The sequence below is a fragment of the Aquabacterium olei genome (assembly GCF_003100395.1).
GTDB classification, from domain to species: Bacteria; Pseudomonadota; Gammaproteobacteria; order Burkholderiales; family Burkholderiaceae_C; genus Aquabacterium; species Aquabacterium olei.
In genome coordinates, this window is the sequence record NZ_CP029210.1 from 3,159,664 (window position 1) to 3,182,855 (window position 23,192).

Genomic DNA, 23,192 nt, shown 5'->3' on the forward strand with positions numbered 1-23,192 from the left:
ACGTGACTACCCTGCCCTGCCGGCAGGTCCCTCTAGCGGCGCGGCCCGCAGCCCGGGCAGCCCCCCGTGATCGAGTGGGGTGTATTTGCCCCAGGCCAGCACCCGGTAGAACCAGCGCTGCGGCAACAGGCGCCACAACACGAACTTGATCAGCAGCTTGGCGCGCTCGCGCCAGACCTCCTGCTCGGCCAGGCGACGACGCAGCACCTTGGTCGCCGTGTAATTGGACGAGACACCACCGAGTGCGAACTCCGCCACCACCGTCGGCAGGAACAGCGCGCCCACCTGCTCGATCGCCCTCTTCGTGTAGTCGCCATCGCCCTTCACCGGCAGATCCAGCCGATAGCGGGCCTCAGTGAAGAACGCCCGCGGATAGAAGGTCGACTGGTGCGACGGCGCCCCGAACACGTGCCCCTCGCGCCCCAGTCCGGGGCGCAAATAACGGTCGTTGCCAAAACACTCCACCGCGTAGGCAAGCAACACCCGCGAGCCTCCCCTCAAGTGAGGGACAAGCAAACGCCAATCAAAAAAGGACGAAAACACGTCCCCCGCATTCATGAAAAGCACGTACCGTCCACCCGCCCGATCCAGCCCCTTGTTCATCGCATCGTAGATGCCGCGATCGGGCTCCGACACCCATGAACCCGGCGCAATCGCCTGCTGCACAAGGAAGTTGCGGATCTCGCCGTTGGTGCTGCCGTCGATGACGACATGCTCGACAGCCCCCTGCGCCAGCGGCAGCGCAAGGCGCTCGCGCAGGCTCGCCATCGTGGCCTTCAGCCCTGCCAGATCGTTGCGGACCACGGTCACGACCGACAGCAGCGGAACCGGGTTCTGTGTTTCACTCATGGCTGGATTATCAGCACGGACCCTAGGCTGCCGATCAGCCACCCGGCGCGCAAAAACCCCTGGACTTCCGCTGAACGTGACGCCTTACCGAGCCTGCGGCCGGTGACCGAGCACTTTCCCTGAACTTCTGCGTACCACCCCACTCCTAGAATTTGTTGAAGCCCGATCAAAAGGGCGCCTTCAACTGCCCCGCGGGGTACACATGCGACATCCTGATCCCAACTTCGGCTACCCCTCGCTGCCCCTTGCGGACAAGCGCTGGCCCGCGCCGTCCCGAGCCAGCGAGTCGCCGTTGAAAAAGCAAGCCATCCTCAGCCCGTTCACCCGACAAGGCGCTTTCGTCCTCGACAGCCACATCGACGCCCTCACCTGGGACGAATGCATCAACCGCATCGCCACCTGGGCCGCCCTGCGTCAGTCCCGCTATGTCACCCTGTGCAATGTGCACTCGGTCGTCACAGCCAGCGAAGACGCCGAATTCCGCCGCGTCATCGAACAGGCCGACCTCGCCCTGCCCGACGGTGCGCCCATCGCCTGGGCCCTGCGCCGTGAAGGCCACCCGGAACAGACCCGCCTCAGCGGCCCCGACCTGATGTGGCGCTACCTGGCCGAAGCCCAGCGCCTCAAGCAGCGCGTGTTCTTCTACGGCAGCACCCCCGAAACGCTCGACAAGCTGCGCGCCCGCATCGTGGCGCACTTCCCCCGCCTGCAGATCGCCGGCATGGTGTCGCCCCCCTATCGCTCGCTCACCGCCGAAGAAGACCAGGCACACATCGACCAGATCAACCGTTCTGGCGCCCATGTGGTGTTCGTCGGCCTGGGGTGCCCCAAGCAGGAAGCCTGGATGTCGGCCCACAGGGGCCGCGTGCACGCCGTGATGCTCGGCGTCGGCGCCGCGTTCGACTACCACGCCGGCACGCTGGCGCGCGCCCCGCTGTGGATGCAGAAGGCCGGCCTGGAATGGCTGCACCGCCTGGGCAGCGAGCCCCGGCGGCTGCTCAAGCGCTACCTGCACACCAATACGGTGTTCGTGGGGCGCATGCTGAAGCTGATGGTGACCGGACGGAGGTCGGGCAAGGGCCAGGAAGCCTGACCGGCCCACGCCGCCATCCCGCAAACGCCGCCCTCGAGCGGCGTTTTTACTTTCTGCAACGGCGCACCACCGTGGGGCCCCCTCTCTCGGGTGGCCACGTGTTGCAACTGCCACCAAATCGTCAGCAGGCGTCAGTACACTGGCCCGACTCTTGCGCGCAGGGCAGCACCACTTCATTCAAGGGGGGAGCGGGAACTCCCTGAGCCGCCTCGCATCCATCCCGCACGACTTCCCCTCACATCGGTTTCATGGAAAAACAAGCGAAGATCTTCGTGGCAGGTCACCGCGGCATGGTGGGTTCGGCCATCGTGCGCCGCCTTCAGCAGAGCGGTTACACCCAGGTGCTGACCCGTGGCCGCCAGGAACTCGACCTCCTCAACCAGCAGGCGGTGCACGATTTCATGCACGCCGAGCGGCCCGACTACCTCTTCATCGCAGCCGCCAAGGTGGGCGGCATCCATGCCAACAATGTCTACCGCGCCGAGTTCCTCTATCAGAACCTGGTGATCGAGACCAACCTGATCCACGCTGCCCACACGGCCGGCGTGCAAAGCCTGATGTTCCTGGGCTCGAGCTGCATCTACCCCAAGCTGGCCCCCCAACCGCTGAAGGAAGACTGCCTGCTGACCGGCCCGCTGGAGCCCACCAACGAGCCCTATGCCATCGCCAAGATCGCCGGCATCAAGCTTTGCGAGGCCTACAACGACCAGTACGGCCGCCAGTACATCAGCGTGATGCCCACCAACCTGTACGGCCCGAACGACAACTACGACCTCAACAACAGCCACGTGCTGCCCGCGCTGATCCGCAAGGCCCACGAAGCCAAGCAGCGCGGCGACGCCAGCCTGGTGGTGTGGGGCACCGGCACACCGATGCGCGAGTTCCTGTACGCCGACGACCTGGCCGACGCCTGCGTCCACTTGATGGAGCAGGGTTACAGCGGCCCGCTCGTCAACATCGGCACTGGCACCGACGTCACCATCCGTGAGCTGGCCGAAACGGTGGTCAAGGTGGTCGGCTTCGAGGGCGACCTCACCTTTGACAGCACCAAGCCGGACGGCACCCCGCGCAAGCTGATGGACGTGTCGCGCCTGCACAGCCTGGGCTGGAAAGCGCGCACCTCGCTGGAAGACGGCATTGCGCTGGCTTACCAAGATTTCCTGAGCCGCCAGGCCTGACAGCCACCGCCCGCCTTTACGGAGCAATCTGATGACTTTTGAACAACTGATCGCCATCCTGCGCGCGCGCTGGCTGATCGCACTGAGCACGTTCGTGCTGATTCTTGGCTCTGTGACCACGGCGACGCTGCTCACCCCGAAAACTTACACGGCCTCGGGGTCAGTGGTGGTCGACATTAAGTCGCCCGACCCTATCGCAGGCATGGTACTGGCCGGAGTTGCGCAACCCAGCTTCTTGATGACTCAGATCGACATTCTGACCAGTAGCCGAGTCGCTCAACAAGTGGTACGAAACCTCCGCCTCGCTGAATCGAAGGTCATGCAGGAGAACTGGCGAGAGTCGACAGGCGGCATCGGCGACTTCCAGGCTTGGGTGGCACAGCTGCTTCGATCCAGCCTCGAAGCGCGGCCATCGCGCGGCTCGAACGTCATTTACGTGAGCTACAAATCACCCGACCCACAATTTGCCGCCGCCATCGTCAACGGGTTCATACGGGCGTACCTGGAGACGACCGTTGAACTGCGCACCGATCCAGCCAAGCTATTCAACTCGCAATTTGACACCAGTGCCAAAGAACTCAAGGCAAACCTTCTTGAGGCACAAACTCGGCTGTCCACTTTCCAGCAACAACAGGGCCTTGTGATAAACGACGAGCGCTTTGACGTCGAAACAGCTCGCCTCAACGAGCTTTCAGCACAGCTTGTTTCGCTGCAAGCGGTCGCCGCCGACTCTGGCAGCCGCCAAGCCGCTGCCATGACACGGACAGATCAGTCTCCCGATATCATCGCCAACCCCTTGATCGCCGGCCTAAAAGGCGACGTGGTTCGGCAAGAAGCCCAGCTTCAGCAGTTCCGAGCCAAGTACGGAGAAAATCACCCGCAGGTTATTGAACTGCGCTCCAACGTCAATGATCTTCGCAGCAAGCTCGAATCCGAAGTTCGCCGCGTTGCTGGCAGTCTCAGCGTCAGTAACACCGTCAATGCATCACGCGTGGCTCAACTGCGCGCCTCGCTGGAAGAGCAACGTGCCAAAGTCCTGAAGCTCAAGAATATTCGCGATCAGGCTGCAGTCCTCCAGCGCGAGGTCGACAGCGCACAACGGGCACTCGACGGGGTTGTCTCCCGTCTTCAGAATTCAAGCCTGGAGAGCATGGCGCAACAATCGAACGTTGTAGCGCTTGAGGTAGCCAAAGCACCATCGGTGCCGTCGTCGCCTAGGCTCTTCACCAACGTCATGCTCGGCGGCGTCGGCGCCCTCGTCGCTGCGCTTGCGCTAGTGCTCGGCTTGGAACTCCATGATCGCCGCTTGCGCACACTCAGTGAAATCGAGCCCGTTTTGGGCCTGCAACTCCTGGGCAGTATCCCCTCCTTTAAGAAGCATGAAGAGAGCAGGGACCTGCCGAAGCGCCTGGGCTTGCGGCGTGGCGACATGAAAGCTCTGCCGAACAACGCCTAAGCATCACATGACCACGAATCCCACCCACTCCATGGACGCCAACGTGCAAGACCCGTCGCTTGGTGAGATCCTCCGGCGCACCAAGGGCCTCACCGGCGAGCAGGTCGATCAGGCGCTCGAATACCAGCGCGCACACGGTATTCGCTTCGGTGAAGCGGTCGTCGCCCTCGGCATGGCGCGGCCGGAAGACATCATCTGGGCGCTGTCCCAGCAGTTTCACTATCCCTACGCCCCGGTCTCCGAGCGCAGCTTGAACGACGAGTTGGTGGTCGCGAACAGCCCGTTCTCAGAGAACATCGAGGCCTTCCGTGACCTCCGCACCCAGCTGCTCATGGGCGTCATGGCCGAAGGTGACAATCGCCGCCCGCTCGCCATCGTGAGCGCCAACTCCGGTGACGGCAAGAGCTTCATCGCGGCCAACCTCGCGGTGGCCTTCAGCCAGCTGCCGGGCCGCACATTGCTGATAGATGCAGATCTGCGCAGTCCGCGGCTGCACGAAGTGTTCGGCGTTGAGGCCAGCCCCGGCCTGAGCGGCATCCTGGCCGGCCGCACCGAGCCCAACGTCATCAAGCCCGTGGGACACCTTCCCAACCTGTATCTGCTGCCGGCCGGCGTTCAAGCCCCCAACCCTGCCGAGCTATTGCACCGCGCAGCGTTCAGCCTGTTGCTGCGCGAGCTGCTCGCCAAGTTTGATCACGTGCTGGTCGACACCCCTGCAGCCACCCATGGCCCGGACGCCCGCATCATCGCCGCCCACTGTGGCGCCGCCATGGTCATCGGTCGGAAGGGCGAGAGCCGCGTCAAGCCAATGCAAGAGCTGGTCGCCCACCTCAATAAAAGCAAGATTCATATCGCCGGGGCACTGGTCAACGAGTACTGACCGCTGATCTCCACTCCAGGCGCATATTCAAGCAGGACACCCCTCTCATGACAAAGAAAGTTGCACTCATCACCGGCGTCACCGGCCAGGACGGTTCCTACCTGGCGGAGTTTCTGTTGAACAAGGGCTACGAGGTGCACGGCATCAAGCGCCGCTCGTCGCTGTTCAACACCGACCGCATCGATCACCTGTATCAGGACCCGCACGTCAACAACCGCAACTTCGTGCTGCACTACGGTGACCTGACGGACTCGACCTCGCTGGTGCGCATCGTGCAGCAGGTCCAACCCGACGAGATCTACAACCTGGCGGCCCAGTCGCACGTGGCCGTCTCGTTCGAAGAGCCGGAGTACACCGCCAACGCCGACGGCATCGGCGCACTGCGCCTGCTGGAAGCCATCCGCATCTGCGGCCTGGAAAAGAAGACCCGCTTCTATCAGGCCTCCACCTCCGAGCTGTATGGCCTGGTGCAGGAGATCCCGCAGAAGGAGACCACGCCCTTCTACCCGCGCAGCCCGTACGCAGTGGCCAAGCTGTACGCCTACTGGATCACGGTGAACTACCGCGAGGCCTACGGCATGTACGCCTGCAACGGCGTGCTGTTCAACCACGAAAGCCCGGTGCGCGGCGAGACCTTCGTGACACGCAAGATCACGCGGGCCATCAGCCGCATCGCGCTGGGCCTGCAGGACTGCCTGTACCTGGGCAACATGAGCGCCCTGCGCGACTGGGGCCACGCCAAGGACTACGTCGAGATGCAGTGGCTGATGCTGCAGCAGGACCACGCAGAAGACTTCGTGATCGCCACGGGCGTGCAGTACAGCGTGCGGCAGTTCGTGGAGTTTGCGGCCAAGGAGCTGGGCATCACGCTGGCGTTCGAAGGCGAGGCCGAAAACGAAGTGGGCGTGGTCACAAAGGTCGAGCCGGTGAACGGACAGCTGCTGGCCAAGTGCAAGGTGGGCGACGTGATCGTGAAGGTCGACCCGCGCTACTACCGCCCCACTGAGGTCGAGACGTTGCTGGGTGACCCGAGCAACGCCAAGGCCAAGCTGGGCTGGGAGCCCAAGATCACGCTGCAGGATCTGGTCAAGGAGATGGTGCAGAGCGACTACACCTCGGCCAAGCGCGACAACCTGGTCAAACTCGCGGGGTTCCAAGCCTATGACTACCATGAGTAACGAGGCGCTCGGGCTGGCGGCACACGCGCCAGCCAAGCCATGGCTCCCCATCTCGGGCGACATCCTCGCGTATGCCATTGGCATGCTCGGGATGTTCAGCTTCACGGTTTACGACCTGCTCTACAACGGTGACAACGCGCTGTGGTCGAAGGGCGAGTTCAGCCATGGACCGATCATGCTGACCGTGGCGATGTTCCTCCTGGTGACTCGCTGGCGCGAATATGACCAGCCCCTAGCACCCCATCGACGAGACATCTGGCTCTCGTGGGCCATACTGGCCTTCGGCGTGCTGATTCACTCGGTATCACGGGCACTCACCATCGTGCATCTCGAGGTGGCATCGTTCATCCCCGTGATCATCTCCATGGTCCTGAGGGTGGGCGGCACTCCTCTGCTCAACAAGTTGAAGTTCCCCGTGTTCTTCTTCGTGTTCATGGTGCCGTTGCCAGGGTTCATCACGGACCCAATTAGCCAGTTCATCAAGATGCGAGTGACAGAAGTGGTTACCGAACTGCTGTGGCAGGCAGGCTACCCCATCACTCACACCGGCGTCGTCATCGCAATCGGCCCGTACCAGCTCCTAGTGGCTGACGCCTGCGCAGGTATGCGGACGCTTTTTATGCTGGAAGCAATGGGGATCTTCTACATCAACGTGGTAAAGCACTCGTCCTTGCTGCGGAACGTTGCACTCGCCACGCTAATCGTGCCGATCTCCTTCACGGCAAATGTCACCCGCGTCATTTTCCTGGCGCTGCTCACCTACCACTTCGGCGACGAAGTCGGGCAAGGGTTCCTGCATGGATTTGCCGGCATAGTACTCTTCGTCGCCGGCTTACTGTTCACCATCATGATTGACGCCCTGCTTAGGAGCATCGCGGCGATCATCGACAAGCGGAGGCACGCAGCATGAGTACCGCCACCCTCATCAAGGCCCCCAAAGCACCGGTGATTCACCTGTTGATCGCGATAGCACTCATGTGGGGGAGTGTGGTTACGGCCGAGTGGATGAAGCCGCGCAAATATTGGGCCGACGTCGTCGGCGAGCCTCACTACGAAACTTTGGTTCCGACGCGATTTGGAGAATGGGAGCGTCTGCCCGATGCGGGTGGTCGGGTGGTCAGCCCCGCCCAAGAGGAATACCTGCTCAGCCTCTACAGCGAGATATACGCACACTCTTTCGTCCACAAGCCCACTGGGCGGGTCTTAATGCTGTCAATCGCCTACGGCAGAGACCAGACCAATGACAGTCAGATCCATACGCCCGACGCGTGCTACCCATCTCAAGGGTTCCGCATCAACAAGCGCGAACAGGTCGACCTCCAAACGGCGTATGGCATCATCAAATCGGTCCGGCTGACAACATCTATGGGAGCACAGCGCACCGAGCCTCTAACCTATTTCATCCGAGTTGGAGATGAAATTGCGCGAGGCTCTAAGGAAAGAAACATTCAACGCCTCGCCATGGCGCTGCGCGGATACCGTGTTGATGGCACCCTCTTCCGCGTCTCTGAGATCACACGAAGCGAGTTAGCATTCGCTCTTCAAGAAAAATTCATCAATGATTTACTGTCAACGCTGACCGCGACACAAAGACGCTCCTTGATTGGGGACAATAGGTCATGAAGGTGGCATTGTCTACTCCAGGAAAGTTTCACACTTTCGATCTCGCACGAGAACTGCACGCTCGCGATGCTCTGGAGTGCGTCTTCACCGGCTACCCTCGCTTCAAGCTCAAAGATGCAGGGCTCCCTCCAGAAAAAATCCGCCCGTTTCCGTGGCTGATTACGCCCTATCTCGCTATGCTGCAAAAGCAGCGACTACCAAGGCAGATCGCCAGAAACTGGGCCAACCTGAACAACACGACTCTGGACTGGTACACGTCGCGAAACCTTCCAACATGCGAGGTATTCGTCGGGATGTCTTCGGCGGCACTGCACACCGGGATCACGGCTCAGCAGATTGGCGCAAAATATGTATGCGATCGAGGATCGACGCACATTCGGCATCAAGATATCGTATTGGCCGAGGAGCACGCGATATGGGGTCAATCGTATTCTCCGATCGACCCACGCACCGTTGCAAGAGAAGAAGCTGAATATCACCGCGCGGACTGCATAACTGTCCCGTCTGATTTCACTCGTCAGACCTTTCTTGATCAGGGCATCGCTGCCGAAAAAATCAAGGTCTTACCTTACGGCGTAAACCTTCAACACTTTCAACAGGTCGGTCATCCTGACGACAAATTCTTCGACGTGCTATTTGCCGGGGGCGCAAGTCTCAGGAAGGGTGTCCCATACCTCCTTCAAGCCTTTGGCAAGCTGCAGCACCCCCATAAACGGCTTTGGTTCGCAGGAAGCATGCCGCCAGCATTTGTTAATGCGATGAGAGCGGTAAATCTATGGTCGAACGACTTTCATGTGCTTGGACACCTCAATCGAGAGCAACTACGCGAACGCATGAGCAAAAGCCACGTACTCGTTTTGCCGAGCCTCGAAGAAGGGCTTGCATTGGTGCAGGCTCAAGCCATGGCCTGTGGCTGCCCGATCATCGCCACAGAAAACACTGGCGCGCCCAATCTATTCAAAGACGGCGATGCAGGATTCATACTGCCCGTACGACGTGCAGATCTGATTGCAGACGCACTGCAAAGATTTGCCGACCAACCCGGTGAGCGAGAGCGAATGAGCGGAAACGCGCTTCGAACAGTGTCACAAATCGGTGGATGGTCAGCTTATGGCGATGCCGCAATTGAGATATACAGGCGTTTGCTATGAACGATAAATTGGACCGCCACCTGCATATTCTTTATATCGGCCCAAAATCCGGAACGTGTTTGGACCGAGCCAACGCCCTTCGAAGGTTGGGGCATACACTTACACACTTGGACCTAAGAGCGCTGCTACCGCGTACGATATGGATCGACCGGATCATGTGGCGCTTAGGTGGGCACTGGCTTTCTGAGCTGGTCATATCGAGGCTGCGGGAAATTTTGACCGGCAAGCGGTTTGAACTTGCATATGTGGACAATGGCGAGTACGTATCAGCCCGCGTAGTAAAACTGCTTAAAAAACATGCCGCGCTCGTCATTAACTACAACATTGACGACCCAACAGGACCGAGGGACGGCCACAGATTCGCTGCTTACCGCCAGGCAGTACCAGACTATGACCTTCTCGCGGTTGTACGTGAAGAGAACGTACGCGAACTGCACGCGTTGGGGGCAAAGAAGGTGATCCGCGTTTGGCGTTCAGCGGATGAAGTAACTCACGCACCGAGGCCATTGACAGCGCAAGACCACGCTCAATGGGACTGCGACGTCTTATTTCTCGGAACCTGGATGCCGGAACGCGGCCCTTTCTTACTTGACCTCATTCAACGTGGGGTTCCACTCACCATACAAGGTGGCGGCTGGCAAAAAGCGCCAGAGTGGGTCACCTTGAGGAAATATTGGCGAGGCGGCCCCATTTCTGGCGACGACTACGCGAAAGCGATCCAGTGCGCGAAAATTAATCTGGGTTTACTGTCCAAAGGAAACCGTGACCTCCACACTACGCGCTCCCTCGAGATACCTGCTCTTGGGGGGGTGCTGTGTGCGGAACGGACAGCGGAACACCTACTTATGTACGAGGAAGGCGTGGAGGCCATATTTTGGTCAGACGCCGCTGAATGCGCGGCGTCATGCGCCGAACTACTCGCGGACGAACCGCAAAGGCGGTCGGTGGCAGAGCGCGGATTTGCTCGGTATCGCGCGAATAAACATGGAAACGAAGATGTGCTTAGCCATTTTATTGCTCGTGCGACGGAGCAGTGAATGAACTCACTCGACCCCAGGTCAGGCGACGCAATACCGTGGCTTAGCTATCGCTCACTCTTATTGGGCACATTACAGATCACCCTTATCATTTTCACTTTGGTCCAGTGCGTTATCGCGCCGGATCCAGAAAATCTGATCTGCGTCGGCTTGGTGGCCATCACTTCATCCCTGGTATTCCAATATCTTTGGCATAGCGATTCAATGACATCGAGTCCGTTGTCATCGCTAGGCTTATTAGGCTTTACCTGTAGCAGCCAGTTTCTTGCACTTGCGAGCCAATCGGTAGACCTCGAGGCTTTTACCGAGAACTTACGAGCCCCCGGGTTGACGTTCAGCGTGCTTGCGGTAGCGCATTTAAGTGCCGTTTTCACCCACTTTGTCTACCGTAACTTCACGCCATTGAGCGGGGCCTCGAACTTCATCGCCGAAAAAGTCTACGGACCGCTTCGCATTCACCGGATTCCCATGCCTATAACGCTTTGGGCATTGGGATCGATTGGCATGCTGGGTATGTTTGCGGGTGGCGGGGCATCGGGTGACGTCGGCGGAAAACTGATGGCAGGGCTTACTTTTTTAGTGTGGCTTCCCTTCATGCTACCGCTTTACCAAGACCTTACGGGGCAACGCTATTGCAACATGAAGACCCAGATTCCGCTCATCGCAGCTTGGGCAGCGCTCATCGTTCTATTAGCAGTGGCGCGAAATCATCGGGGTGTGATGTTTATCGGCCCCCTGCAGCTCACACTTGTCTTCTTGATCTACAAATGCCAGGGGAAGCAGTTGGTGAGGAAGCGCCTCATCAAACGGGGGATCCTTGCAATGGCATTTTTGATTGCTTGCCTTCCAGTTCTATCCGATTTGATGCTCGCAATGCAAATCACTCGCGAGCAACGAGACAAGGTCAGCGCGACAGAACTGGTAAAGGAAACGGCAGAGACGTTTTTCGACACTGCTAGGCTGGCATCCGCGAAGGAGAACATGCGACACTCGCTTAACCTCAACTTATACGATGAGGTTTACCTCAGCAACATGATGCTTGGCCGACTAACCGAAACGAAATTTCATGACAACATGCTCTTTTTTGGTCAAGGCTTTCGTGAAGAAGATAAAGTTGGCCTGATTGAAGCGCAGTGGCTGAAGGTAATAGCTCTACTACCGCAGAACGCCCTTGACGCGCTGCATATAGACCTCGACAAGCAGACGCTGAGTTATTCTACCGGCGATTACTACTTGAATCGAACTGTTGGGGCCCCGCTGGGGGCCTTTGTAACTGGCTCTATGTGGGCTGACCTGTACGTCATATCTGGCCCGTGGATGCCTGTCGTCGTATTTTGGGTCTTGATTCCAATATTTATAACACAAGACTCACTAACGCGCCTGAGATGCGGCCAATTCATTTCTCCAATCGCGCTGGGAACTGCGTATACAATATTTCAGTATGGCATTGGTGGAGACTCCATCAGCAAAAAGATTGCGCAAATCACTCGAGACAACCTTCAGAACGTCTTAGTTTACGCACTTGTGCTGGCGGTGGTTACGTTTATTCTGAAGTTATTTCATCGCGAAGCATTGTGGGCGCCGCCCCCCGAACCAGGACTCGATAAACATTGTTCGCTGCGCACCAACTGATAGAACTCCGCTCATGTCCATTTCGGTCTTAATCCTTACAAAGAATGAAGAGCACGACCTACCTGCATGCCTGGACAGTGTGAGATGGTCGGATGACGTCCACGTCCTGGATTCATTCAGCACCGACCGGACTGTCTCTTTGGCCCAAGGAACCGGGGCAACCGTCACCCAACGTGCTTTCGACGGCTATGCCAGCCAACGTAACGCTGGACTCGCTTTACCCTTCCGTCACTCGTGGCTACTTATACTTGACGCAGACGAGCGCGTTCCTGCAGAGACCGCTGAAGAGATGCTTCGTGCAGTACGTCAAGCTGCTGAAGGCGTGTCTGCCTTCAGCATCCAGCGTAAAGACATTTGGTGGGGGCGTTGGCTCAAGCACGCGCAGATTTCCCCATATTACGTTCGCCTCGTGCGCGTAGGACACGCGCATTACGAGCGTGAAATTAATGAAGTGCTCTGCGTTAAGGGCCAAACGTTGACACTCGGAGGCACGTTCGATCATCATCCGTTCTCCAAAGGGCTTTCGCACTGGATAGACAAACACAACAGGTACTCCACCATGGAGGCGCAGCTTATCAACTCCGGCAATGTCATAAAGCCATCTTGGTCAACGGCGCTTTTCGGGCGAGACTTTCACGTACGTCGTCAGCATCAGAAAGCGATTTTTTACGATTTGCCCGCACGACCGCTGGTAAAACTTGTGTACATGCTACTGGTCCGTCGCGCCTTCATGGACGGTTGGCCGGGGCTGCGTTACTCTATTTTACAGTCTATATATGAGTATCTAATCGTCCTCAAAGTACGTGAAATGCGGGAGGAAAAACGATGAAGGTCCTCATCTATAGCGCGAATTTCGCGCCGGAACCGACGGGAATCGGCAAGTATTCTGGCGAGATGGCAGAATGGTTAGCCAAAAATGGACACGAGATCCGGGTGGTTGCCGCCCCGCCATACTACCCTAACTGGCAGATCGACAGAAACTATCGTTGGCCACCATATCGGAAGGAAGATATGGTTGGCTGTAAGGTTTGGCGTGCTCCGATATGGGTCCCGCGAAATCCGAGTGGCATCAAACGCGTCATTCATCTCGCTACTTTTGGCATCAGTTCAGTGCCGGTCATGTTACTTCAGTGTTTTTGGCGCCCTGACGTCGTGATCACTGTTGCGCCCTCGTTCATGTGCGCTCCCGCCGGTTGGCTGACGGCTCGGATGACCGGCGCGACAGCTTGGCTCCATGTCCAAGACTTCGAGGTCGACGTGGCATTCAGAATGGGCTTTTTAAGGGGTCGGGGTGCGCAAGGTATTGTGCGACACCTTGAGCGCTGGATGATGCGCCGGTTCGATGCCGTATCGACCATATCTCAACGAATGCTCAACACGTTAAAGGAGAAAGGCGTCCGCCGTGAACGGTGCCGTATGTTGCCCAATTGGGCTGACATACAGCGTATTACGCCGCTTTCCCATGCCAGCACTTATCGAAAAATGTTGGGAATTCCGGCAGAGGCAACGGTATGCCTTTTTTCCGGATCTCTGGGACAAAAACAAGGACTTATGGTCATTCCCGAGGCTGCCAGACTTCTTCAGCCAACTCACGCGGATATTCACTATGTTGTCTGCGGTGACGGCGTCATGAAACAAGACCTCGAGGAGGCGTGCCGGGGCCTTCGCAACGTTCACTTCCTTCCTCTCCAGCCTATCGAGCAGTTGCCCGAATTACTTGGCTTGGCTGACATCCATCTATTGCCGCAGAGTCCTGAAGCAGAAGACCTCGTCCTCCCTTCGAAGCTCACGGGTATGGTGTCGAGCGGCCGCCCCATCATCGCCACGTGCCGTGCGACCAGCGAGATCGCATCGATTGTGCGCAAATGTGGCGTGGTGGTGCCGCCTGAAGATGCTCCGGAGCTGGCAAAGGCCATCGCTGAACTGGCAACGAGCCCCGAGCGTCGCCTCGCGATGGGGATCGCGGCTCGCCATTACGCCGAAGAGCAAATTGGACGCGACTCTGTGTTAGAGCGCCTGGTTCAGGACATGATCAGGACGAGAACTGCGTCACATCGCGCCTTATCTCAAAGGAATTAACAATTCATGAGGCGCTCCACCGTACGCGTTCTGACCGCAGAGTGCTGCGAAGTGTCACTTCTTCTGGCGGACGCAAACCGGGTGCGGTGGGCAGTCGCTGCTCTGCGGAGCCATGCCACACTGCGCGCATCGCTCGCAATGAGCGCGCGCGACGGCAAGGTCGACATGCTCGATAGCATCGTAGCTGCGCAAGCCGACAGCCCGTCCTGCGGTGCCCATATCGTCCTCTGGGATGGCTACAACAGCCTCCTGGAACTGCATTCCAAGAGGCCGCAACTGGCGAGCCGCTCAGACATTGTCTATTTGTGTGTCGGCATGGTTCCAGAGGTCGTGGCGGCGCTTCCGGCGAGCACCCTGCCTCTGTTCGATCCTGCCAGCAGCGATCCAGGCGATCTTGTCTCAAGACACTACGTGGTTTTGCCTTTCGCGTACGACATACAGAGGGCGCTACGCACGCGGGTAAGGATGCTCCGCAATCGCTGGATCTCGTCGGATCGCCATCGAATGCTCTGCAAAGGCGGACTGCTTGTGTTCTGTGGACTCGTTCGTCCGTCAAAGAACGTTCTGTCAGGTTTCCTCCGTGGCACCAAGATCAGCCCTAACTGGGTTCAACGCTCAGGGCTTATCGACCTCGAATGGTTGGGGCAGTCCGGCTCTGTGTGCCGCACTCTCACCAAAGCCACTTCCGAGCTCATACACGAATTACGGCGCATCGAAAGTCCCACGCCTGCTGATTGGGCTTGCGCGTACACGCTGATGAACGTCATGCATCGCCTCGGCACCCTCAGCCTGATCAGCGATTGGACCCCTTCGCTATTTGTTAACGAATTCTCGCAAGACAAACACCTTGACCCGTATGATGCAGCCGGTTATCGAAATAATGTCTTTCTCGACTTTGGTAGCGTGCGAGGCCCGGACCGCCTGTACCCTCGCACCGTAGATATGGCGCTCAACCACAAACCGACACTTGCTCTCCGTTGGTTACCGGAAAACGAAGGCGTTTCCGGCCGCTGCTTACAGGACGATACTCCCGGTTGGTTGTGGGAACGGTGTGAGATCGACGCCGGGCGCAGCCTTTCCGCCTTACAACAGTTATTTAACCCCGAGCGCTGATGTCCGTTCGCACTCGCATTATTTCTGCACTCGCAGCCAACACATTCGGCCAAGCGGTGACCATCGGTACACAGATCTTCCTCATCCCCCTTTACTTCCGCAGCTGGGGAGCAGAGTTATATGGACAGTGGCTAGTACTCACCGCACTCCCTGCTTACCTAACAATGGCGGATCTTGGTATCGGGTCAGCTGCTGGCAACGAGATGACCATGCGAGCTGGCGCCGAAGACCGGACTGGTGCACAACAAACCTACCGAGGCGCTTTTTGGATCGCTGGCCTAGCTTTATGCTGCGCGACCCTTCTGGGACTGGTTTTCGTCTTGATCAAGATCATCACAAACAGCCCGGTGACTTCTTTGATATCAGACAACGTCGCAGCGATCATCCTGATGTTGCTGGCCGTGAACGTGGGAATGAGCTTCTTCGGCGGCGTCTATTCCGCCGGCTACAGGTGTGCAGGGCGAAACGGAACTGGAATCTTCATTAGCAACTGCAGTCGCCTCACTGAGGCGACCTCAACTGCAGCCCTCCTCATCAGTGGATTCGGCCCGATCCAGGTATGCGTTGGCATCCTTACCGTCAAAGCTGCTTTTCTAGCCATTCAGGCATGGCATTTACCTAGAGTTTGCCCTTGGCTCTACTCGCCACATGTAAAAGCAGACAAGACGCTGGCACGCCGCCTCATCAAGCCCTCGCTCGGGTTCATGGCGTTTCCTGCTTCAGGAGCCTTGTCGCTCCAAGGGCCCATATTGATTCTAGGTACTGCACTAGGTGGCGAAGCCGTTGCGATTTTCTCAGCAATGAGAACGCTCGCGCGCATACCCATGCAGGCAACCAATGTATTGAACGCATCGGTGTGGCCAGAAATGTCGAGAGCGTTCGGTGCTCATAATCTTGCACAGGTTCGCCGTCTTCACCGTGGGTCAGCGGCCATCACCGCGATGGCTGCCTCCTGCTCAGGATTTACGCTCGCTGTGTTTGGGGGGTATATCAGCAGCATATGGCTTGGCTCAAGCGCGAATTTTCAGCCGTTCGTGCTGCACTGGCTACTGGCCGCTTCTGCAGTCTCGTCATTGTGGAACACGAGTTCCATCGTGCTCGCCTCGAGTAACAGCCATTCAGGTATGGGCGTGGCGATGGTGGTAAGCAGCGCGTTGAGCATTCTGCTGGGTTGGGAGCTAACCGAAAGCCACGGCTTGGTAGGCATGCTGATTTCCCTATTAATAGGAGAGGTTACAATTTTTCTATACGTTGTCCCAAGAGCGCTCAAGCTAACCGAAGACAGCGTTTCAAACATAACGAGAATATATTGACTGCACTCGCGCATGCAGTGAGCCAGCGCGCGGCCTCTTATTCTTAGGTCCGCGTTAGATCCGCAACGATTCCTGATGCGCCTTCGAAGCATCATATTACTTTGTTTCAATCTTAATATTTACCCCAATCTCTACCAGGACACTTCAAACGAAAAGAAATCAGAATCGGCAACACGGCTTTACCTTGCGGCTACCCCTCACTATCGACACGACATAAGTCCGAATGTTTGAAAAAGCGTCCTTTTGTAAGACCATGTAAGCTGATCGCGCCTTGTGACATACGCACACAGCGGCCGTGCATGGCTCCACGACAATCCTTCCATAGATTCTGCACCACAGCCATGCAAGACTTACTCTCCAACATCGTGACTCGCCCACTTCTCGCTGGGGCCACACTGTTCGCAGCCGGCTTCCTTTCGGCCTGCGGGGGTGGCGGGGCCGGTGAGTCAACAGCGACTGTGGCGGTGGCCTCACAAGCAATCGGCGAGAGCGCTCAGGCAGCAGGTATTGTTCTCGTCAAGAGCACAACGGACGCACCAAACTATGCAGCGTCGGCGCCAACAACCTCCATAGACGCTCACCGCTTTCTGAGCCAAGCAACCTTCGGACCGTCGGACTCGTCTGTTGCTGAAGTCAAAGCGCGGACCTATGGTGCGTGGATTGACGGCCAGCTTGTCATGCCCTTGAGCATCAGTCATCAACAGTTGGCCACTGAGCGAAATGCTGCTACCGGCGGGAAACACCAGTTCTTCTATGGATTCTGGCAGAAAGCACTGACTTCACCGGACCAACTGAGGCAGCGAATGGCATTCGCGCTCTCACAGATCTTCGTCGTGTCATTTGCTGACCAATGTGGCGCAAGCTCTGGGATCGGCGTCGCGTCCTTTTACGATACCCTAACGAAGAACGCGTTCGGTTCGTATCGGGATCTGCTGCAAGCGGTTTCGCTGCACCCGATGATGGGGTGCTACCTTTCTCACTTGAGAAACCAGAAGGCCGATCCCGTCACGGGCCGCGTGCCCGACGAGAACTATGCCAGAGAGATCCTGCAGCTTTTTTCCATTGGCCTTGTCCAGTTGAACACCGATGGAACGCCGAAGAGAGATACGGCCGGTAAGGAAATAGAAAGCTACTCTCAGGGCGACGTTTCGGAGCTTGCGCGCGTTTTCACTGGCTTCAGTTGGGACTGCCCCGACTATCCTGCGGACAACTGCTTTAAGTTCTGGGGCACGTCCACTAGAGCGGGTTTTCAAGATCCCTGGACGATCCCTATGAGAGGGTACCCAAAATTTCATGACGGGGGCAGCAAAACAATCCTGGGGAGAGCGATAACCTCACAGGCTGATCCAATGGCCACGCTCAAGCAAGCCCTCGATATAATTTCAACGCATCCGAATGTGGCGCCTTTCATCAGCAGACAAATTATTCAGCGGTTCGTGACTAGCAACCCGTCAAGAGCGTATGTTTCCCGGGTCGCCGCCAAGTTCACCTCCTCGGGAGGGAACTTGGGTCAAACGTTGAAGGCTGCACTGCTGGATGACGAGGCGAGGAACCCAACTCTGGCACAGGGCGCTGCGTACGGAAAAGTGAAAGAGCCGATTCTTCGGTATTCAAACCTCCTGCGGGCTTACGCAGCCACGTCAACTTCCGGGAATTATTTGATTGGAAACACTCGTGAGGCAGCTTACGGACTGAACCAAGCTCCAATGTTCTCGCCTTCGGTTTTCAACTTCTATCGTCCTGGGTATGTAGCACCAGGTTCAAAAACAGGTGCTGTGGCGATGGTAGCACCTGAGCTTCAGATCGCGGACGAAACGAGCATGGCGGGCTATATTAGCTTTCTCGCGAACACAATATCAACCGGCGCAGGCAATTATGGGTATGACGGAAGAGGGTCTGCCCCCGATGTTCAGTTTCCCTTCAACCTGAGCGCTTCGCACCCCATTAGAAAACTCGCCGAAAATCCTTCGGAACTCGCGCAACACATTAACACAGCTCTTTTCGGAGGCGGCATGAGCACAGAACTTAGGGCCGACTTGGTCGAAGCGATGAACTCGATCGATTACCGGTCCCGGACAAATCCAACACAAGCGCAGATCGACTCCACGTTCCAGCGTCGCGTATGGACTGCACTCACACTGGCAGTGGCATCTCCCGAGTTCCTCGTTCAAAAGTGAGCTGGACATGACTTCTACTGTATCTCGCCGACTCTTTCTCCAGCAAGCCGGAGCACTTACTTCTGCAGGTTTAGGCGCAGGGTATGCGACAGCGCTAAACCTCGCTGCAATGGGCAGCGCATCGGCCCAGAGCGCGGGAGACCAGAAAGCGCTGGTATGCGTGTATTTGGCGGGGGGGAATGATAGCTTCAACACCGTCCTGCCGACAGATGACTTATCTTGGAAAAACTACGCACAGACCCGGACACAACAGCCAGAAAGCATCGTCCTACCGCGCGATAAAGTACTCGCGCTTTATCCAGCAGTGGCGTATGAGCGAACCATCGCTCTACATCCTCAACTTAAGCAGATGCAGCGGCTGTTTAATAGTGAGCGGCGGCTTGCTGTGCTCGCCAACGTTGGGACACTGATTGAACCTCTTTCGAAGGCTCAGTATGTGCAGAAGACAAGGCGCGTTCCACCGAAACTCTTCTCCCACAACGATCAAGCCACCACGTGGCAGGCTTTGGGGCCAGAGGGCGCCTCTATCGGTTGGGGCGGAAGAATTGCTGATATCGTCGCCGGCTCAAATTCTTCCAGTTTGTTCACAGCCATTTCCGCAGCCGGCAATACCGTCTGGCTTTCTGGCTCATCGGTTCGGCAGTATCAACTTGGCCTTAGCGGTCCAGTCACATACGGATATCGGGTTGGAAGTGATGGTAGACCCACACTTAACTCGAATGTCGCTGCTGATGTCTTGATTCGAGTGGCGAAAAGAGACAATATTGGCCCTTTCGGAGCAGACTTATCCAGCGTAGCCGCTAGGAGCATCTCGGCCGAGCAGACCCTGAGGAGCGCGTTGCCCTCCTCGGCCGACTCCAGACTGGGAGTGGACAGCGAGATGAACTACATCTCGCCGGTTACGGGCCAGACAAGAGTGAATCCGTTAGCGAGACAGCTTCGTGTTATTGCTCGGATGCTAGCCGCTCGCGATACGCTAGGCCTCAAGCGACAAGTGTTTTTTGTTCAAGCGATGGGCTTCGACACCCACGATGGTCAGATGAATCGCCACGCGGAACTGTTGTCATCGCTCGACCATGCGTTTAACTATTTTGACGAGACTTTAGGTAGACTGAACATGCGTGACTCGGTCACGACATTCACAGCTTCCGATTTCGGTAGGACCTTCACAAGCAATGGTGACGGAACTGACCACGGGTGGGGAGGTCATCACTTCATTATGGGTGGCGCGGTCAAGGGGGGAAGAGTCCTCGGCGAACTTCCCGTGCTCGGCACTAAAAACTTGTCAGACAACTGGTTCGACAGCAGCCCCAATCAGGTTTTTAATGGTGCGCTTCTGCCCACAACCTCTGTCGAGCAATATGGAGCGGCGATGGCTCGCTGGATGGGCATTGCAGACAGCCAACTTTCATCAGTTTTCCCAAATATTGGTAACTTTTCATCTAGTGGCATACCAAGCCCGTTCGCTGCATAAGGCGAATTTCTTTTGCAAGGCCTGCATAAACCGCCCGAGAATGTGCTTGGCAGTTACCTGATTGCCGAGACCATCGAGTCCATAAAGTTGAGCAGCAGCCTTGAATTGGGAAGGTCGACGAAGCGCCCGCGCTGTACTGACCTAGCGGTTTCTGCACGGCTCAGGCTGCTAAAGCAAAAGCCTCAGCGGGGGTCTTCATGCCCAGCGCGTGGTGAGGGCGCCGGTGGTTGTAAAAGCCGTTCCAGTCTGCGATCACGCGGCTGGCGTGCTGTAGGGTCTCGAACTGGTGGCGGCGCACGTATTTTTGAGCGTTCTGATCACGCGCTCGACCATGCCGTTTTGCTCCGGGCTGTATGGGGTGATGAACTCCTGCTGCAGGCCATAGCTCTTGACCAGGGCCGTGTAGCTGCGGCTGGTGAACACCAGGCCGTTGTCTGACCTCAGCAAGAGCGGCTGTCGGACTTTGCCCAGGCAGCCATAGCGAGCGATCAGCGCCTGCTCAAGGGCCGCCTCAGTTGTCTTGGATCGGCCGCTGCGGCTGAGGTGCCAGCCCAGCAGCTCCCGGCTGTAGCAATCGATCACTAGGGCGAGCGAAGCCCAAGCCATCACGCCCTGTCCACACGCGGCACAGATAGGTGGCCCAGCGCACGTCTGGCGCCTTGGCCACAGAAGGCAAAGCCTGGATGCAAGGTCTGATGTCAACGGTATTCCAATTTTCCCCAGCCGTGGCATTTCAAATTTCCCCACCCGGTTGAGGATCGGACTCGTCGGAACGAACGAGCCCGGCCTTGAGTTTTTCCTTCAGGCGGTATGAGTTGCCGCGGATGTTGAGGGTGACGGCGTGGTGCAGCAGCCGGTCGAGGATGGCAGTGGCGATGACCCGGTCGCCGAAGACCTCGCCCCAAGCGCCGAAGCTCTGGTTGCTGGTCAGGATCATCGGTCCGCGCTCATAGCGGCGGCTGATGAGCTGGAAGAACAGATTGGCGCCTTGCCGGTCGATGGGCAGGTAGCCGATCTCGTCGATGATCAGCAGCCTCGGGGTGGTGAACACCTTGAGCTTGTCGTCGAGCTTGCCCTCGGCGTACGCCTTGGTCAGTTGCGCGATGAGGTTGGCCGCCGACGTGAACAGCACTCGGTAGCCGGCCTCGATGGCCTTGAGCCCCAGCGAGACGGCCAGGTGCGTCTTGCCCACGCCGGGCGGCCCCAGGATGATCACGTTGTCGCCGTGCTCGATGAAGTGGCAGGTGGCCAGGTTGGCCACCTGCTTCTTGTCGATGGAGGGCTGATAGCCGAAGTCGAAGGTCTCCAGCGGCTTGACGAAGGGGAATCTGGCCATGGCGGTGCGCATGGCGATGTTCTGGCTGCGCTTGGCAGCGACCTCTTCGCCCAGCACCTGCTCCAGGAAGTCGGCGTAAGGCTGCTCCTGGCTTGCTGCGTGCTGCAGCAGGGCTTCGAGCCGTTCGCTGCTCTTGTGCAGCCGAAGCTTGCGCAGGTGCTCGCCCAGGCGTTCGAGTTGCGCAGGCGTGGTCATGGCGGTGGCGTTCATGCGGCCTCCAGTGCAGCGGCAAGCTGCTCGTAGACCGACAGATCGCGCACCTCGACGTCGTGGGCCATGGAGGTCCGCGCCGGGCCGTCATGCACCGGCGTGGGCAGTGGGACAGCCGCCGCCTGTGATGCCCGGGCTGCTCGCGGCCCGTGAGCGTGCTGGACGCTCAACTGCGCCTTGCCGGCCAGCAGCTCATGGCGCGCCACTTCCTGGCCCGCGTGGCGAATCACCCAGTACGCGCCTTCTCGCACCACCTGCACGGTCTTGCCGATCAGCCCGAAGGGCACGGAGTAGCGGTTGCCGTCGATGCACACCAGCCAGTCCTCTGCCACCACGCGCTCTCGCACCATGGCTTGCAAGAAGCTGGGCTGGCTGGTGGTGGCCGTCAGGTGAGCGGCCTCCAGCTGGAAGCGCTCGATGGGCCGCTGGTGCGTGGTGCCGTGGATGCGCACATCGGAGACCTGCGTCAGCCACTCCAGCAACTGGGCGTTGAAGTCCTCCAGATTCCGGAATGTCCGCCCTGGCACGAAGTTGCGCTTGACGTACTTGACGCCCGACTCGACCTTGCCCTTGGTCTTGGCCCGGTAGGGCTGGCACAGCCTGATCCGAAAGCCCCAATGCTGGGCGAAGGCCTCGAAGGTGGTGTTGAGCCGGCTGCGATCGCGCTCATGGTGCACGACAGTGCGCATGCGGTCATACAGCAGCGTCTCGCAGCGGCCGCCGAAGTGCGCGAAGGCGTGCTCATGCGCGGCCAGCACATTGCCCAGGCGCTCGTTGAGAAAGCCCTCGGCAAAGCCGCGCCGACTGTAGCCCAGCGTCATGACGAAGACGTGCACCCTCACGGGCTGCTCGCCGAAGCGGACCTTGATCTGCCCCCAATCGACCTGGGCCTGCTCGCCTGGCTCCGTCTCAAAGCGGCACTGGGTCAGCGCCGCTGACACCGCCTGCGCACGCAGCGGGCGAACGGCCACCTTGACCACCTCGTAGCAGCCCACGAAGCCGCGTTGCAGACGCAACTCCTGATGCAGGATGCGCGCAGAGAAGTTGACCTCGGGCGCCCGCTGGCGCAGCCAGTCCATGTGCTCATCGAGCATCGAGGACCGGTTGGGGCGGCTGTAAGGTCGCCAGTGTTCGCTGCCAAGCGCCGTGCGAACGGTCTTGCGGTCCAGCCCCATCTCGCGGGCGATGGCCGAGATGCTCATCCCCGCCGCCTTGGCTTGCCTTATCTCCTGCCATTGAGTTTGACCAATCACGCCTGCCTCCGTGTCCGGGATGTCTCCCGGCACGGTAGCGACGCCGGCCAGCAGGGCCCTCGGGCCCTGCTGGCCAACCTCGTCATGGTCTGTGTTCAAGCATTGCTGTTCCTGCTCCATCTGATGCTCCTTGCATGAGATGGGTGGGGAAAATTCGAAT

The 23,192-nt window shown here is 58.3% G+C and carries 19 protein-coding genes and 1 pseudogene; 16 read left to right on the forward strand and 4 right to left on the reverse strand.

Going from position 1 to position 23,192, the window contains the following annotated elements:
- Positions 1–6 precede the first annotated feature (6 nt).
- Positions 7–849, reverse strand: coding sequence for a glycosyltransferase (locus DEH84_RS14150; protein ID WP_109037433.1), 843 nt, complete (start codon positions 847–849; stop codon positions 7–9).
- A gap of 202 nt (positions 850–1,051) precedes the next feature.
- Here DEH84_RS14150 and DEH84_RS14155 point away from each other — a divergent pair, with 202 nt between their 5' ends.
- From DEH84_RS14155 to DEH84_RS14230, 16 genes are all read left to right on the forward strand, one after another.
- Complete coding sequence (locus tag DEH84_RS14155) at positions 1,052–1,942, forward strand: WecB/TagA/CpsF family glycosyltransferase (protein WP_109037434.1); 891 nt, start codon at positions 1,052–1,054, stop codon at positions 1,940–1,942.
- Between the two features lie 248 nt (positions 1,943–2,190).
- Positions 2,191–3,120: a GDP-L-fucose synthase gene (gene fcl / locus DEH84_RS14160; protein ID WP_109037435.1), complete on the forward strand. Its 930-nt coding sequence runs from the start codon at positions 2,191–2,193 to the stop codon at positions 3,118–3,120.
- Between the two features lie 31 nt (positions 3,121–3,151).
- A complete protein-coding gene (epsF, locus tag DEH84_RS14165) occupies positions 3,152–4,576 on the forward strand; it encodes a chain length determinant protein EpsF (protein WP_109037436.1) in 1,425 nt (474 codons plus the stop codon).
- 31 nt (positions 4,577–4,607) lie between these two features.
- The gene (locus tag DEH84_RS14170) at positions 4,608–5,456 is read left to right on the forward strand and encodes a polysaccharide biosynthesis tyrosine autokinase (RefSeq protein ID WP_159098976.1); all 849 of its coding nucleotides are present in this window, start codon (positions 4,608–4,610) and stop codon (positions 5,454–5,456) included.
- A gap of 47 nt (positions 5,457–5,503) precedes the next feature.
- Entirely contained in the window at positions 5,504–6,634 is a 1,131-nt protein-coding gene (gene gmd / locus DEH84_RS14175) for a GDP-mannose 4,6-dehydratase (RefSeq protein WP_109037438.1), read from the forward strand.
- Positions 6,627–7,544 (forward strand): exosortase B, encoded by a 918-nt coding sequence (xrtB, locus tag DEH84_RS14180; protein WP_159098977.1) that lies wholly within the window; start codon positions 6,627–6,629, stop codon positions 7,542–7,544. Before gmd ends, xrtB begins: the two co-directional genes overlap by 8 nt.
- Positions 7,541–8,257 carry an exosortase C-terminal domain/associated protein EpsI gene (locus DEH84_RS14185; protein WP_109037440.1) on the forward strand — a complete coding sequence of 239 codons (717 nt, stop codon included), beginning with the start codon at positions 7,541–7,543 and terminating at the stop codon, positions 8,255–8,257. The genes xrtB and DEH84_RS14185 overlap by 4 nt, the downstream gene beginning before the upstream one ends.
- Positions 8,254–9,408, forward strand: coding sequence for a glycosyltransferase (locus DEH84_RS14190; protein ID WP_109037441.1), 1,155 nt, complete (start codon positions 8,254–8,256; stop codon positions 9,406–9,408). The genes DEH84_RS14185 and DEH84_RS14190 overlap by 4 nt, the downstream gene beginning before the upstream one ends.
- A gap of 155 nt (positions 9,409–9,563) precedes the next feature.
- Positions 9,564–10,445, forward strand: a complete 882-nt coding sequence (locus tag DEH84_RS14195; protein WP_245932597.1) for a CgeB family protein — start codon at positions 9,564–9,566, stop codon at positions 10,443–10,445.
- Entirely contained in the window at positions 10,446–12,077 is a 1,632-nt protein-coding gene (locus DEH84_RS14200) for a hypothetical protein (protein ID WP_109037443.1), read from the forward strand.
- Between the two features lie 13 nt (positions 12,078–12,090).
- The gene (locus DEH84_RS14205) at positions 12,091–12,906 is read left to right on the forward strand and encodes a glycosyltransferase family 2 protein (protein ID WP_109037444.1); all 816 of its coding nucleotides are present in this window, start codon (positions 12,091–12,093) and stop codon (positions 12,904–12,906) included.
- A complete protein-coding gene (locus DEH84_RS14210; protein ID WP_109037445.1) occupies positions 12,903–14,156 on the forward strand; it encodes a glycosyltransferase WbuB in 1,254 nt (417 codons plus the stop codon). Before DEH84_RS14205 ends, DEH84_RS14210 begins: the two co-directional genes overlap by 4 nt.
- A gap of 138 nt (positions 14,157–14,294) precedes the next feature.
- Positions 14,295–15,269, forward strand: a complete 975-nt coding sequence (locus DEH84_RS19155) for a hypothetical protein (protein WP_159098978.1) — start codon at positions 14,295–14,297, stop codon at positions 15,267–15,269.
- Positions 15,269–16,582 (forward strand): lipopolysaccharide biosynthesis protein, encoded by a 1,314-nt coding sequence (locus tag DEH84_RS19160; protein ID WP_159098979.1) that lies wholly within the window; start codon positions 15,269–15,271, stop codon positions 16,580–16,582. Before DEH84_RS19155 ends, DEH84_RS19160 begins: the two co-directional genes overlap by 1 nt.
- A 341-nt stretch (positions 16,583–16,923) precedes the next feature.
- On the forward strand, positions 16,924–18,759 hold the full coding sequence (locus DEH84_RS14225; protein ID WP_159098980.1) for a DUF1800 domain-containing protein: 1,836 nt from the start codon (positions 16,924–16,926) through the stop codon (positions 18,757–18,759).
- Positions 18,760–18,766: 7 nt separating this feature from the next.
- Positions 18,767–20,233: a DUF1501 domain-containing protein gene (locus tag DEH84_RS14230; RefSeq protein WP_245932598.1), complete on the forward strand. Its 1,467-nt coding sequence runs from the start codon at positions 18,767–18,769 to the stop codon at positions 20,231–20,233.
- A 160-nt stretch (positions 20,234–20,393) separates the two neighbouring features.
- Here DEH84_RS14230 and DEH84_RS19770 read toward each other — a convergent pair.
- From DEH84_RS19770 to istA, 3 genes and pseudogenes are all read right to left on the reverse strand, one after another.
- Positions 20,394–20,965: pseudogene (locus DEH84_RS19770) on the reverse strand (transposase).
- 1 nt (position 20,966) lies between these two features.
- Positions 20,967–21,779 (reverse strand): IS21-like element helper ATPase IstB, encoded by an 813-nt coding sequence (istB, locus tag DEH84_RS14240; protein WP_109037450.1) that lies wholly within the window; start codon positions 21,777–21,779, stop codon positions 20,967–20,969.
- Positions 21,776–22,981, reverse strand: a complete 1,206-nt coding sequence (gene istA, locus DEH84_RS14245) for an IS21 family transposase (RefSeq protein WP_218929728.1) — start codon at positions 22,979–22,981, stop codon at positions 21,776–21,778. Before istA ends, istB begins: the two co-directional genes overlap by 4 nt.
- Positions 22,982–23,192: the final 211 nt, after the last annotated feature.